Source organism: Bradyrhizobium sp. 172 (genome assembly GCF_023101065.1).
GTDB lineage: Bacteria > Pseudomonadota > Alphaproteobacteria > Rhizobiales > Xanthobacteraceae > Bradyrhizobium > Bradyrhizobium canariense_D.
Genome location: NZ_CP064701.1, coordinates 3,672,958 through 3,686,613, shown reverse-complemented (window position 1 = coordinate 3,686,613; position 13,656 = coordinate 3,672,958). Strand labels below are relative to the sequence as shown.

The window sequence follows — 13,656 nt, the reverse complement described above, 5'->3', positions numbered from 1 at the left end:
ATCAAAAAAGCCCGGCCGGTACGGCCGATTGCGGGAGGACCAGCATGACCATCACGCAGCGGGATCGCGATCTCGGAACGGCCTATGCGATGAAGCCGGCGCACACCCACACCGAGCTCACCTCGGTCATGCGCGGCACGCCGATGGGCGAACTGCTCCGCCGCTACTGGCATCCGGTCGGGCTCATCAGAGACGCAACCGACACTCCGAAGAAGGTCCGCGCGCTCGGCGAGGATCTGGTGCTGTTCCGCGACAAGCACGGCCGCGCCGGCCTGCTGCACGCCCGCTGCTGCCACCGCGGCACCACGCTCTATTATGGCAAGGTCGAGGAGGACGGCATCCGCTGCTGTTATCACGGCTGGAAGTTCGACACCGAGGGCCATTGCCTGGAGCAGCCCTGCGAGCCCGATGGCGGCCAGTTCAAGGACAAGGTGCGCCAGCCCTGGTATCCGGTCGAGGAGCGCTACGGGCTCATCTTCGCCTATCTGGGCCCCGCCGAGAAACGCCCGGTGCTGCCGGCCTATGAGTGCCTGGAGACCATGGACGACGGCGAGTTCGTCGACGCCGACGATTCCTCGATCGGCGGCGGTGGTCCCGCGATCATCCCCTGCAACTGGCTCCAGCATTTCGAGAACGTGGTCGATCCCTACCACGTGCCGGTGCTGCACGGCTCGTTCTCGGGTCCGCAATTCACCAACATGATGGCATCGATGCCGGAGGTGACGTTCGACAAGACGCCGCGCGGGATCGCCGTGCGCTCGATCCGCAAGCAGGATGACGGCAAGGTGTTTTACCGCGTCACCGAGGCGGCGCTCCCCACCTTGCGCGTTGTGCCAAACCCGCGCGTGGCGCAATTCGCCCGCGTCGAGTCGATCGGCTGGACGCTGCCGATCGACGACACCTCGTTCCGCATCTACGTCGCCGGCCGCGTCAAGAACGCCGGCGACATCGGTCGCATGCGCTCGAAATTCAACGGCAAATTCTGGTGGGACATGACCGAGGAAGAACATCAGCGATTTCCGGGCGATTACGAAGCCCAGGTCGGCCAGGGACCGCAGACCATCCATTCCGAGGAGCATTTCGGCCAGAGCGACCGCGGCATCCTCATGATCCGACGCATGCTGAGCGACCAGCTCGAGGCGATGGAAGCAGGCCGCGATCCGATCGGAATCTCGTTCGATGCAAGCGCGCCTCCCGTCGAATTCGAAGCGGGGAATTACATCCGCGAAGGCTGACCTGCCAGCCCCAATCAGGGCTGGACCGACAACGATAACAAAGACTAATTGGGGGAAGCGATGGTCGATGTGACGTCACAAATGTCGGTGCAAACGGCCGCGACGGCAAAGCCCTCGGCGCGGCGCTATTACGTGCTAGGCCTGCTCACGATCATCTACGCGCTGAACTTCCTCGACCGCACGATCTTCAACGTGCTGATCGAGCCGATCAAGAAGGAGTTTCAGCTCAGCGATACCATGATGGGCCTGCTCGCGGGCTTCGGATTCGCGCTGTTCTACTCCCTGCTCGGCATCCCCATCGCGCGCGTCGCCGACCGGCTCAACCGGCGCAACATCGTCGCCGCCGCCTTCGCGTTCTGGAGCGCGATGACGGCGTTGTGCGGCGCCGCTTCGAGCGTCACCTCGTTGGCGCTGGCGAGGATCGGCGTCGGCATCGGCGAATCCGCAGGCTCGCCCGCCTCGCAATCGATCGTGGCCGACCTCTTCGCCAAGAACGAGCGTCCGCGCGCGCTCGGCATCTACGCCGTCGGCACCTATCTCGGCGTATTCCTCGGCTATTTCGTGGGCGGGTACGTCAACCAGCACTATGGCTGGCGGATGGCGTTCTACGTTGCGGGCCTGCCCGGCATCCTGCTTGCTGTTGTCCTGTGGCTGACGATCTCCGAGCCGAAGCGCGGCGCCATGCAGGAGAATTTCGTGCCCGAGCCGCTCGGGCCGACGCTGCGCTTCCTGGCCTCGCAGCGAAGCTTCATCATCGTGCTGATCGGCTTCTGTCTCACCACTTACACGAACTATGCGACCGCGGCGTGGATCCCGCCGTTCCTGGCGCGTGTGCACCATCTGTCGAGCGCGGAGATCGGCACCTATGCCGGCACCTTCAAGGGTCTCGCCGGCATGGCCGGCACCCTGCTCGGCGGCTTCGTGGTGGCGCAGATCAGCCGCCGCGACGACCGCTGGAAGCTGTGGGCGCCCGCCATCACCTCGGGCCTTGCCGGCCCGGTGTTCGCGCTGTGCATGCTGACGCAGGACTTTGCGCTGATGGTGGCCACGCTGGCGCTGACCTCGTTCCTGGTCGGCTTCCATCTCGGACCGATCTTCGCGATCGCGCAGACGGTCGCCAAGCCGAGCATGCGGGCGCTGGCCTCCGCCCTGATCGCGCTCACTGCCACCTGCTTCGGCCAGGGCCTCGGCCCGCTCGCCGTGGGCGTGGTCAACGATGCCCTGAAGGGCGCTTACGGCGCCGACGCGGTGCGCTATTCCCTGCTCTCGGCGGCGGTCACGACCACGCTGGGGGCACTCCTGTTCGTCTGGGCGGCGCGCTCGATCCGGGACGATATCGGCCGGGCGGCCGCCTGACGCCGGTACAGGCCGCAAGCCCGGCGAAACCAACCGGGCGCATTAATGAAACCATTTTGCGGAACCCGCGAAACCATCCGGAAACAGACGGTCTTTACAAGACGAGCCATAGACGGCGGCAAAGCCCGTCGGGAGGCTCAGATGAACCACTCTATCCACTCTGCTGATCGTGCGACCCATCTGAAGATCGTGGTGGTGGCGCTGGTGGCCGGAATTACAGTGGCCGGCTTCGGGATCGCAGCCCGCACCAATGCCGATTACAGCCAGACCGCCCAGTCCGCCCATGTGATCAAGGCCGGGAAGCCGGTGGTGGTGACGAGCGCAGGGACGTCGGAGATCCGCTGACACCGCCCCGCTCGGGGCTGACAGAGGCCGCCGCCTGGCGGCCTTTTTCGTTTTCCAGAGCAATGCTTAGCCGGGATGTGCCGGTGAAGCGCAACATCCTTGACTTCACCCAGCCCCGCCTTTAAGTCCCCCCTCGTTCCGCGCGCTGTCAGCGAACCACGCGGGAGTAGCTCAGTTGGTTAGAGCGCCGGCCTGTCACGCCGGAGGTCGCGGGTTCGAGCCCCGTCTCTCGCGCCATTTTGGCAATTCCTTCATAGCCTTAGAACAAACTTCTACACGCCTTTCGCGGCTGTGACGGCGATCGCCGGCATCCGTCGAGAACTTGCGCCATAGTCAGCCGAAGCCCGAATCGTCTAGGCCTTGCAGGACTTGGAGGGATCCCCACCCTTTACCGCCTTTTCCGGGGCCCCTGTGATTGAGGAGGCCAGATATGGCTAAGAAGGATTCCACGAAGAAGCCTGCCGCGCCCGCCACCATCACGCTCAAGCACCTCGCCGCCGACATTGCGGAGAGCCAGGACCTGTCGAAGAAGCGCGCCGAGGCCGTTCTGACCGACATGGTCGAACTCATCACCAAGCACCTGAAGAAGGGCGACCGCGTCCGCATCGTCGGCCTTGGCATCCTCCAGGTCCGCAAGCGCGCCGCCCGCACCGGCCGCAATCCCGCCACGGGCGAGCCGATCCACATCAAAGCCACCAAGAAGGTCGCCTTCCGCCCCGTCAAGGAACTAAAAGAGGCGATCTGACCACTCACGTTTCGTTAAGCCTGATCAGCCTCCTCCGGCCTCACCGCACCCTGCTTTTCTGGTATACCGCCTCTCTCCCCTGACCCGGCGGTTTGACCAGAAATGTCCTCCCTCACCTTTTCGCATACCGTGACCGAGCGCTTCCTGCGCTACGTCACCATCGACACCCAATCCGATCCGGAATCCCCGGCCTCGCCATCGACCGAGAAACAGAAAGATCTCGGCCGTGTGCTCGCCGCCGAGCTCAGGGAGATGGGCGTCGAGGACGCTCATCTCGATGATTACGGCTACGTCTATGGAACGATCCCGGCGAACACGACCAAGAAGGTGCCCGTGATCTGCTTCTGCTCGCACATGGACACTTCGCCCGACGTCACCGGCAAGAACGTCAAGCCGCAGATGGTGAAGAACTATCGCGGCGGCGACATCACGCTGCCGGGCGATACCAGCCAGGTGATCCGCTTCGCCGAGCATCCGGCGCTGAAGAACCAGATCGGCAACGACATCATCACCACCGACGGCACCACGCTGCTCGGTGCCGACAACAAGGCCGGCGTGGCTGAGATCATGGATGCCGCGCATTTCTTCATCAACAACCCGCAAGTGAAGCACGGCACCATCAAGATCCTGTTCACGCCGGACGAGGAGATCGGCCGCGGCGTCGACAATGTCGACATCAAGAAGCTCGGCGCTGATTTCGGCTACACCATGGACGGCGAGAGCGCGGGTAGCGTCGAGGACGAGACCTTCTCGGCGGACGGCGCCACCATCACCATCAACGGCGTCAGCGCCCATCCCGGCTATGCCAAGGGCAAGATGGAGCACGCCATCAAGATCGCCGCCGCCATCGTCGAGCGCCTGCCCCGGGAAGGCTGCTCGCCCGAGACGACATCAGGCAAGCAGGGTTTTCTGCATCCGATCGGGATCGAGGGTGCGCTGGAGCAGGCTACGCTCTCCTTCATTGTGCGCGACTTCACCGAGGAAGGGCTGAAGGAGAAGGAGATCCTGCTCGAGAACATCGTCAAGGACGTGATGAAGGATTTTCCGCGCTCGACTTACACATTCGAGGTGCGGGAGCAGTACCGCAACATGAAGCAGGTGATCGATCGCCACCCGCACATTCTTGAATACGCCATCGAAGCGATCCGCCGCGCCGGCCTGCGCCCGATGCGCACCGCGATCCGCGGCGGCACCGACGGCTCCCGCCTGTCCTTCATGGGACTGCCCTGCCCCAACATCTTCGCCGGCGAGCACGCATTTCACTCCCGGCTCGAATGGGTCAGCCGGCAGGACATGGAGAAGGCGGTGCAGACGATCGTCCATCTCGCCATGATCTGGGAGGAGAAGGCTTAGGCCTCTCGTCAAAAGGCAATATGGCCGGGATCGCTCCCGGCCATCGTCCTGCACGTTACGGCACCCGCATCGCACGCGGAGAGCGATGGAAGCGGTTGGAGCTCGCCATCCAGTTCGGGAGCGGCGCGCCGTCGCGATGCCGGCCACCGGCAACAGCCGCAGCCCAGGCCACCGCAGCGCCGATCAGGGTTGCTGCCGCAACGGAGAAGGCGACGATGATGGAGTTACGCCGCGCCCGATTGATGGCCGTCCTTGAATCCGCGATCAGCGTGTCGACCCGTCGCTCCGAGTCGGGTGCTGCAAGTCCCGTCAACGCGGCCACCTGCTGCACGAGGTAGGCCCGGTCATCGGTGCTGACGCCGCTGTGGCTCGACGACGTCATCAGGATGCGTCCCGCTTCGGCACGAGGTTCCCTGAGGTCGGTGTTGGGGGGCCGCCGCGCTGCGCGAAACAGCTTATCCAGCTCGTAGCTCAACAGAGGCTCGGCGGCGGAGGTACTGCTCGCCGAACTGCGCATCGGCGAGCGGTCAATCGCAGCTGCGCCGAGCATCGCGAGCAGAGCGGCACCAAGCAGCACGGCGAGCGCCCAGGACATCAGGCCATGCAGCCCGTCCCGCCGTTCGCCCTCGTCTTCGATCGTTGTGACCGCCGGGGCTGGTCGCGTCGTCCGGCCGGCGATATAGCCGCCGAAGCCGAAGCTGATAATCGCCTGGATGATCAGATACAGCCCCGACAGCAAAGCCAGCGCCGCCGATGCATCGCGCCATGTCGGCGAGGCTGAACTGACGCCCAGGCCGACGGCGACTCCAAAGCCGACCAGGATGAACGACATTGCGCCGGCAGCCAAAGCGCCTGCGATCACCGAGCTCCACTGGATGATGCGCCTTTCATCGGCAGCGACGCCGCCGCCTTCCACGATGTCTTCCCGTATGAGAGTTTCCATGGTCATCGCCGCTCTCTCAGCGCAAGCCGAAGAACGACAAGATCGCCATGACCACCACGATCAAGCCGATGAGATAAATCAATCCGTCCATGGTCCGTCCTCCTCAATTTCTCCTCGTCGCTAATCACAATGAACAAGGAACGTTCCAAATTGGACCGAGCCAGCGGGAACGAACCCGCGCGATGCGGATTATCTGTCCAAGTCCCAAGGATGAAGTTTGTGAGCACGAAAGCCTCAGCCGGTAAGTCCCGGCTGGGGCTTTCTTTTTGTGCGCCGGTTCCTGTCCTATGTTAACGACGCCGGCTCTCGGATCATCAAGGATGCGCTCGGGGCGGGAACCTCCGGATCGGGAGAGCCGCGTGGATCGCAGAACCGCGTGCCTTCATCAGGCAGATGCATTCCGGGAAAAGGCGATCGCCGATCCCGAGCACCACGACCAGTGGATCGATGAAGCCATCAAATGGCTGGAACGGGCCATGGAAGCGGGCTGCCGCGCCGTCGTCACGGTCGAAGGCGGCGATATGCCGAACGTTGCACGCGGAGCGGCAGCCGATGCTCGGCTGAGCTTGATCACACGCCAATGAGAAGAGCTGCCGTCTTCGCGAGCGCTGCGGCAATTGTTCCCGGAACGTAACAATGTTGCGGGTCGACACTGTTCCCAACGCCATGCTAGGCCGGGCGCAGACCGCAACCAGAGTGACGTCGTGCTCGCGAACCGCCAGCCCTCAGGATCATGCCGGCCGCGCAACTGGCGCGGGCTGCTGTCTGTGCTGATCGCGGTCGTCTACCTGCTCGCGGGAGCGCTGCATGGCCTGCACGACATCGACGTCACCACGCCCGGTGGCGGCTCGGAGATCAGCGCGGTGCTTGACGGCTCGGCGGATCACAACGACCACAAGGCCATCGGCGGGCATCATTGCCATGGCTGCTTCTCGGTGACGATGGCGCAGCCGACGCCACCGGCCGGATCGATCGGGCTCGTGTCCGCATCGCGCCCGCAACGCGCACCCCGGCTCGCCGGCATTGTTCCCGACACCGACTCCCCGCCTCCCAAACATATGGCCTGAACGGATTGGTCGGGCGCCACGAGCGTCCATTCGGTTCATCCTCACAGGTCGGTTTCATGTTTTTCAGGGGAATGGCCGCGCGCCTGGCGTGCGCGGCAGCGTGTCTGATTGCCGGATCGGCGCTTGCGCCATCTCACGCCCAGACTCTGACGATGCGGAGCGCGCTTTCGCGCGCGCTGGCCGCGAGCCCGCGGCTGACCGCGGCGGAGCGCGATGTCGGCATCGCCACGGGCCAGCGCATCCAGGCAGGTGCGCTTCTCAATCCGGAACTGACCTACGAACAGGACAATTCGTTCGGGTCCGGCATCTATCGCGGCACACGATCGGCCGAGACCACGCTCCAGATCAGCCAGGCCTTCGAGCTGTTCGGCAAGCGCGACGCGCGGATTGCAGCTGGCGTCGCCGGCATCGAGGTCGCCGCGATCCAGCGCAAAGCCGTCAGGCTGGAGGTGCTGTCGGAGACCGCGATCGCCTTCCTCAGCGTGCTCGGCGCACAGCGGCGCATCCAGATCCTCGACGAGCAGATCACCGCCATCGACCGGCTGACGCCGCTTTTGCGCCGACGCGTCGAGGCCGGCGCCTCCTCGCCGGCCGAGACCGGCCGTGCGGAGGTGGCGTCCGCACTGGTGAAGGCCGACCGCGAGCGCTTCAAGGCGACGCTGGCCAGCGCCCGGCGCGAGCTTGCGGTCCTGATGGGCGACGCGGCACCGAAATTCGGCGAGGTCTCCGGCCGGCTCGACACCATGGGACGGCCCCCGACATTCCAGTCGGTCGTCGCCGCGATCGATGCCAATCCGCAGCTGGTGCGCTGGACCGCGATCTATGCCCAGCGCAACGCCGAGCTGTTGCTGGCGCGGCTGCGGCCCTATCCCAACGTGCGGATCGCCGCCGGCTGGCGCCATTTCAACGAGACCAATGACGACGCGGCGCGCCTCACCGTCTCGGTGCCGATCCCCGTGTTCGACCAGAACCAGGGCAATATCCTTTCGGCCCAGGAAAGCCTCGCCAAGACCAAGGCCGAGCGCGAGGCCAACCGCAACACGCTGATCGTGGTCGCCGGCCGCGCCTACGACTCGCTGCAGGGCTCGCTGCGCGAGCTCGCGGTGCTGCGCGAGAGCGCCATTCCCAAGGCCACCGAAGCCTCGGACGCCATCGCGCAAGGCTACGGCCAGGGCCGCTTCAGCCTGCTCGAAGTGCTCGATGCCCAGGCCAGCGTCACCCAGGCGCGGCTGCGCGAGCAGGAGGCGCTGCAGAATTTCCACGCGGGGGTGGCGACCATCGAAGGGCTCGTCGGCAATCCCTTTACGCTGGCGCGGGAGAGCGCACGATGAAGACGTCCTCCACCATCCTCGTCGCATTCGTTGCCGCCGCACTTGGCGTCGCACTTGGCGCTTACGGCTATTCCCTGCTCGGCCCGGCCAGGGTCGAGCATGCCGAACACGCCGCGGACAAGAAGCCGGAGAAGCCGAACGACCATGTCGAGCAGGACGAGCACGGTGCCGACCGGATCCGCATCTCCGACGTCAAGCTTGCCGCCGCCGGCGTGACGCTGGCGGAAGCCGGGAGCGTCACGCTGACCGACACGCTCGCCTTCAACGGCATCCTGCGCGCCAACCAGGAAGCCGTGGTGCAGGTGACGCCGCGCTTTCCCGGCGTTGCCAAATCGATCCAGAAGCGCATCGGCGACGAGGTCGGCAAGGACGATCTGCTCGCCGCGATCGAGAGCAACCAGAGTCTCACCGTCTACGAGCTCAAGGCGCCGCTTGCCGGCACCGTCATCGAGCGGCAGATTTCGCTCGGCGAATACGCCTCCGAGCAGAAGCCCGCCTTCGTCGTCGCCGACCTCTCCACTATCTGGGTCGATCTGTCGATCTATCGCCAGGATCTGCGGCGCGTTCGTCTCAACGACGAGGTGCTGATCGATCCCGACGACGGCCGCGGCGAGATCAAGGGCACGATCGCCTACATGGCCCCGATCGGCTCGAGCGAGACCCAGACGGCGCTGGCGCGCGTGGTGCTGCCAAATCGGGACGGGCGCTTGCGTCCCGGCCTGTTTGTCACGGCACGGCTGATCCTCGCCGCCCGCAACGTCGCGGTCGCGGTGCGCAAAAGCGCGATCCAGACGCTGGAGAACAGGACTATCGTGTTCGTTCGTGAGGACGGCGACAAGATCGAGGCGCGCCCGGTGGAGCTTGGCGATTCCGACCCGCGCCATGTCGAGATCAAGGCCGGTCTATCGGCCGGCGAGCATTACGTCGCGGAAAACAGCTTCGTCGTGAAGGCGGAGATGGGCAAGGGCGAGGCCGAGCATGATTGAGCGTCTCATCGCGGTCTCGCTGCAGCAGCGCTGGCTGGTCCTGCTGCTCGCGCTCGGCGCCGTCGCTTTCGGAGCGTGGAATTTCCAACGCCTTCCGATCGACGCCGTGCCTGACATCACCAACGTCCAGGTCCAGATCAACACCCGCGCCCCCGGCTATTCGCCGCTGGAAACCGAGCAGCGCATCACCTTCCCGGTCGAGACCGCGATGGGCGGGCTGCCCAAGCTCGACTACACGCGCTCGCTGTCGCGCTACGGCCTGAGTCAGGTGACCGTCGTCTTCAAGGACGGCACCGACATCTATTTTGCCCGCCAGCTCGTCGGCGAACGGATCCAGCAGGTGAAGGACCAGCTTCCGGCCGGCGTCGAGGTCGCGATGGGACCGGTCTCGACCGGGCTCGGCGAAATCTTCATGTACACCGTCGAGGCCAAGGCGGGCGCGAAGACGCAAGGCGGCCACGACTATTCGCTGACCGACTTGCGCACCGTGCAGGACTGGATCATCAAGCCGCAGCTTCGCAACGTGCCGGGGGTGATCGAGGTCAACACCATCGGCGGCTTCGAGCGGCAATTCCATGTGCTCCCCGATCCCGGCAAGCTGATGGCCTACCGGCTCGGCTTTCGCGACGTCATGACGGCGCTCGCCGCCAACAATGCCGATGTCGGCGCCGGCTATATCGAGCGCAACGGCGAGCAATATCTGGTTCGCTCGCCGGGCCAGGTCGGCAATGTCGGCGAAATCAGGGACATCGTCATCGGCTCGCGCGGCGGCAATCCCGTCAGGATCAGGGATATCGCGACCGTCACCGAAGGCCGCGATTTGCGCACGGGAGCCGCAACGCGCGATGGCGAGGAAACCGTGCTCGGCACCGCCATGCTTTTGATCGGCGAGAACAGCCGCACCGTGGCGCGCCGTGTCGCGGCCCGGCTGGAGGATATCGCCAAATCGCTGCCCGACGGCGTCGTGACGCGGACCGTCTACGACCGCACCGATCTGGTCGAAGCCACCATCCGCACCGTCGAGAGCAATCTGCTGGAAGGCGCGGCCCTGGTCGTGGCCGTGCTGTTCCTGATCCTCGGCAACATCCGCGCCGCGCTGGTGGTGGCTTGCGTCATTCCGCTGTCCATGGCCATGACGGTCACCGGCATGGTCGAGACCAAGGTCAGCGCGAACCTGATGAGCCTGGGTGCAATCGATTTCGGCATCATCGTCGACGGCGCCGTGATCATCGTCGAGAACTGCCTGCGCATGCTGGCCGAGGTCCAGCGCGAGAAAGGCGGCCTGCTCACGATCTCCGAACGGCTGCGCGCGATCCGGAGTGGGTCGAGCGAGGTGATCAAGCCGAGCCTGTTCGGAACGCTGATCATCGCAGTGGTCTACCTGCCGGTGCTGACGCTGACCGGCGTCGAGGGCAAGATGTTCACGCCGATGGCCCTGACGGTGCTGATGGCGCTGGGTGCCGCGGTGCTGTTCTCCATCACCTTCGTGCCGGCGGCGGTTGCCATCTTCGTCACCGGCAAGGTGTCCGAACACGAAAACCTGTTCATGCGGCTGGCGAAGCGCGCCTATCTCCCCGTGCTCCGGCTGGCGATCGACCATCGCCTTGGCGTCGCAATCATGGCCGCCATCATCGTGGTCGCAAGCTGCGTTGCCGCCGCGCGCATGGGCGGCGAGTTCATCCCGAGCCTGGACGAAGGCGACGTCGCGCTGGCCTCGATCCGGATTCCCGGCACCAGCCTGACCCAGTCGCTGGACCTGCAAAAGGCGCTGGAAAAGCGCGTCAAGCAGATTCCGGAGGTGAAGGAGTTCTTCACCCGCATCGGCACCGCCGAGATCGCAACCGACCCGATGTCGCCGGCACAGACCGACGGCTACATCATGCTGAAGCCGCGCGCCGAATGGCCCGACCCTGGCAGCTCCAAGGCCGAGGTGATCGAGGCCATCGCCCGTGCCGCCGACGACATCCCCGGCAGCGCCTATGAAATCTCCCAGCCGATCCAGTTCCGCGTCAACGAGTTGATCTCCGGCGTGCGAAGCGACGTCGGCGTCAAGATCTTCGGCGACGACCTCGACATCCTGCAAGGCGCGGCAAAACAGGTCGAAGCCGCGATCCGCGGCATCCGCGGCGCCAGCGACGTCAAGATCGAGCAGGTCTCGGGCCTGCCGATCCTCACCGTCCGCCTCGACCGCCAGGCGCTCGCCCGGTATGGGCTCAGCATCAGCGAGGTGCAGGGCATCGTCGAGATCGCGGTCGGCGGCAAGTCGGCCGGCAAGCTGTTCGAGGGCGACCGCCGCTTCGACATCGTCGTGCGCCTGCCGGAACATCTGCGCGGCAATCTCGAAGCCATCAGGGCAATCCCGATCCCGCTGCCGCCGGGTGAGGATGCGACAATCGGTGCGCCGATCCGGACGGCACTGCCCGGCTCCCCCCTCGCCCAGATGCGCTATGTGCCGCTGTCGTCGGTTGCCACCGTCGATGCGACGCCCGGCCCCAACCAGATCAGCCGCGAGAACGGCAAGCGGCGCATCGTGGTCACCGCCAATGTCCGCGCGCGCGATCTCGGCTCCTTCGTCACCGAGGCGGAGGCGGCCGTCGCGGAGAAGGTCAAGCTGCCGCCGGGCTACTGGATCGGCTGGGGCGGACAGTTCGAGCAGCTGGTCTCCGCCACCAAGCGGCTGACGCTCGTGGTGCCGTTGGCGTTGCTGCTGGTCTTCCTGCTGCTGTCCATGGGCATGGGATCGGCGGCTGATGCGGCCCTCGTGTTCTCCGGCGTGCCGCTGGCACTGACCGGCGGCGTCATGGCGCTGCTGCTGCGCGGTATTCCGCTGTCGATCAGCGCCGGCGTCGGCTTCATCGCACTGTCGGGCGTCGCCGTCCTCAACGGGCTCGTCATCATCGCCTTCATCGAGCGGCTGCGCAGCGAGGGCCACCCCGTTGCCGACGCGGTGCGCGAGGGCGCGCTGACACGCCTGCGTCCGGTGCTGATGACGGCCCTCGTCGCGTCCCTCGGCTTCGTGCCGATGGCCCTTGCCACCGGGGCCGGTGCCGAGGTGCAGCGGCCGCTTGCGACCGTGGTGATCGGCGGTATCATCTCCTCGACCGTGCTGACGCTGCTGGTGCTGCCGGCGCTCTACGTGCTGTTCCGCCGTGACGGGGCTGCCGAAACGCCTACAATAGCGCCTGATTTGGCAGCGTCCGGGGAGCGGTAGAGGTGGGCAGCCACGACCATCACGGCCATCACGGCCATCATCACGATGATCATAGCCACGATCACGATCATGGTGGCCACGCCCATGCCCATGCGCCCGCCAGTTTCGGCAAGGCATTCGCGATCGGCATCTCGCTCAACACCGCGCTGGTCTTGGCGGAGGCCGTCTACGGCTATATCGGCAACTCCACGGCTCTGCTTGCGGACGCCGGCCATAATCTTTCCGACGTGCTCGGCCTGGTCGTGGCCTGGTGCGCGTCGATCGCGGCGCGGCGCGCGCCCAGCGGCCGCTTCACCTATGGCCTGCGCGCCTCCACCATCCTGGCGGCGCTGGCGAACGCGGTGTTCCTGCTGGTCGCAACCGGCGCGATCGGCTGGGAAGCGATTTTGCGCCTGCGGGAGCCGGAGCCGGTCGCCGGCATCACCGTGATGGTGGTCGCCGGCATCGGCATCCTCATCAACGGTTTTACCGCCATGTTGTTCGCGCGCGGTCGCAAGGACGACATCAACATCGAAGGCGCCTATCTGCACATGGCGGCCGACGCCGCGGTCTCGCTCGGCGTCGTCATCTCGGCGGCGCTGATCATCTGGACCGGCTGGCTCTGGCTCGATCCCGTCACCAGCCTCGTCATCTGCGCCACCATCCTCTGGAGCACCACCAGCCTGCTCCGTGGCTCCATCGACATGTCGATGGCGGCGGCGCCCAGGGGCACCGACATTGCCGCGATCAAGATCCTTCTGCTGGAGCGGCCCGGCGTCACTGCGATCCACGATCTCCACGTCTGGCCGATCTCGACCACCGAGACGGCGCTGACCTGCCACCTCGTCATGCCCACCGGCGCCGGCGATGCCTTCCTGATGGAGACGGCGCAGATGCTGAAGCGCTCCCACCGCATCGGCCACACCACGCTTCAGATCGAGACGCATCCGGACAATGGCTGCGCGCTGGCGCCGGATGACGTGGTGTGAGGTAGTTGCGTTGCTGCGTCCCCATCGTCATTGCGAGGAGCGAAGCGACGAAGCAATCCAGACTGCCTCCGCGGAGAACGGTCTGGATTGCTTCGCTGCGCTCGCAATGATGAGGA

At 65.6% G+C, this 13,656-nt stretch carries 12 protein-coding genes and 1 tRNA gene; 12 read left to right on the top strand and 1 reads right to left on the bottom strand.

The window, feature by feature from the left end:
* The first annotated feature begins 44 nt into the window (after positions 1-44).
* The 6 genes from IVB07_RS17825 to pepT all read left to right on the top strand — a co-directional run bounded on the left by IVB07_RS17825 (position 45) and on the right by pepT (position 5,034).
* Positions 45-1,235, top strand: coding sequence for an aromatic ring-hydroxylating dioxygenase subunit alpha (locus IVB07_RS17825; RefSeq protein ID WP_018455096.1), 1,191 nt, complete (start codon positions 45-47; stop codon positions 1,233-1,235).
* Positions 1,236-1,295: 60 nt separating this feature from the next.
* A complete protein-coding gene (locus IVB07_RS17820) occupies positions 1,296-2,591 on the top strand; it encodes an MFS transporter (protein WP_026232876.1) in 1,296 nt (431 codons plus the stop codon).
* Between the two features lie 141 nt (positions 2,592-2,732).
* Entirely contained in the window at positions 2,733-2,936 is a 204-nt protein-coding gene (locus IVB07_RS17815; protein WP_026232877.1) for a hypothetical protein, read from the top strand.
* A 160-nt stretch (positions 2,937-3,096) separates the two neighbouring features.
* Positions 3,097-3,173, top strand: a tRNA-Asp gene (locus IVB07_RS17810).
* A gap of 193 nt (positions 3,174-3,366) precedes the next feature.
* Positions 3,367-3,681, top strand: a complete 315-nt coding sequence (locus tag IVB07_RS17805; RefSeq protein WP_018455099.1) for an HU family DNA-binding protein — start codon at positions 3,367-3,369, stop codon at positions 3,679-3,681.
* A gap of 102 nt (positions 3,682-3,783) precedes the next feature.
* Positions 3,784-5,034, top strand: a complete 1,251-nt coding sequence (gene pepT, locus IVB07_RS17800; RefSeq protein WP_018455100.1) for a peptidase T — start codon at positions 3,784-3,786, stop codon at positions 5,032-5,034.
* Between the two features lie 55 nt (positions 5,035-5,089).
* Here pepT and IVB07_RS17795 read toward each other — a convergent pair whose 3' ends face one another.
* The gene (locus IVB07_RS17795; RefSeq protein ID WP_018455101.1) at positions 5,090-5,983 is read right to left on the bottom strand and encodes a hypothetical protein; all 894 of its coding nucleotides are present in this window, start codon (positions 5,981-5,983) and stop codon (positions 5,090-5,092) included.
* 353 nt (positions 5,984-6,336) lie between these two features.
* Between IVB07_RS17795 and IVB07_RS17790 the strand changes: the two genes are divergently transcribed.
* The 6 genes from IVB07_RS17790 to IVB07_RS17765 all read left to right on the top strand — a co-directional run bounded on the left by IVB07_RS17790 (position 6,337) and on the right by IVB07_RS17765 (position 13,540).
* Positions 6,337-6,561: a hypothetical protein gene (locus IVB07_RS17790; protein ID WP_018455102.1), complete on the top strand. Its 225-nt coding sequence runs from the start codon at positions 6,337-6,339 to the stop codon at positions 6,559-6,561.
* Between the two features lie 120 nt (positions 6,562-6,681).
* On the top strand, positions 6,682-7,044 hold the full coding sequence (locus IVB07_RS17785; RefSeq protein WP_026232878.1) for a hypothetical protein: 363 nt from the start codon (positions 6,682-6,684) through the stop codon (positions 7,042-7,044).
* A 56-nt stretch (positions 7,045-7,100) separates the two neighbouring features.
* The gene (ihpA, locus tag IVB07_RS17780) at positions 7,101-8,375 is read left to right on the top strand and encodes a divalent metal ion exporter subunit IhpA (RefSeq protein ID WP_247362607.1); all 1,275 of its coding nucleotides are present in this window, start codon (positions 7,101-7,103) and stop codon (positions 8,373-8,375) included.
* A complete protein-coding gene (ihpB, locus tag IVB07_RS17775; protein WP_018455105.1) occupies positions 8,372-9,361 on the top strand; it encodes a divalent metal ion exporter adaptor subunit IhpB in 990 nt (329 codons plus the stop codon). The genes ihpA and ihpB overlap by 4 nt, the downstream gene beginning before the upstream one ends.
* A complete protein-coding gene (locus IVB07_RS17770) occupies positions 9,354-12,572 on the top strand; it encodes a CusA/CzcA family heavy metal efflux RND transporter (RefSeq protein ID WP_247767765.1) in 3,219 nt (1,072 codons plus the stop codon). The genes ihpB and IVB07_RS17770 overlap by 8 nt, the downstream gene beginning before the upstream one ends.
* Positions 12,573-12,574: 2 nt before the next feature.
* Complete coding sequence (locus tag IVB07_RS17765) at positions 12,575-13,540, top strand: cation diffusion facilitator family transporter (RefSeq protein ID WP_018455107.1); 966 nt, start codon at positions 12,575-12,577, stop codon at positions 13,538-13,540.
* Positions 13,541-13,656: the final 116 nt, after the last annotated feature.

Bases quoted from the DNA above. Each gene is read 5' to 3' on its own strand.
- IVB07_RS17825 (WP_018455096.1), top strand. From the start codon at position 45: ATGACCATCACGCAGCGGGATCGCGATCTCGGAACGGCCTATGCGATG.
- IVB07_RS17820 (WP_026232876.1), top strand. From the start codon at position 1,296: ATGGTCGATGTGACGTCACAAATGTCGGTGCAAACGGCCGCGACGGCA.
- IVB07_RS17815 (WP_026232877.1), top strand. From the start codon at position 2,733: ATGAACCACTCTATCCACTCTGCTGATCGTGCGACCCATCTGAAGATC.
- IVB07_RS17805 (WP_018455099.1), top strand. From the start codon at position 3,367: ATGGCTAAGAAGGATTCCACGAAGAAGCCTGCCGCGCCCGCCACCATC.
- pepT (WP_018455100.1), top strand. From the start codon at position 3,784: ATGTCCTCCCTCACCTTTTCGCATACCGTGACCGAGCGCTTCCTGCGC.
- IVB07_RS17795 (WP_018455101.1), bottom strand. From the start codon at position 5,983: ATGACCATGGAAACTCTCATACGGGAAGACATCGTGGAAGGCGGCGGC.
- ihpA (WP_247362607.1), top strand. From the start codon at position 7,101: ATGTTTTTCAGGGGAATGGCCGCGCGCCTGGCGTGCGCGGCAGCGTGT.
- ihpB (WP_018455105.1), top strand. From the start codon at position 8,372: ATGAAGACGTCCTCCACCATCCTCGTCGCATTCGTTGCCGCCGCACTT.
- IVB07_RS17770 (WP_247767765.1), top strand. From the start codon at position 9,354: ATGATTGAGCGTCTCATCGCGGTCTCGCTGCAGCAGCGCTGGCTGGTC.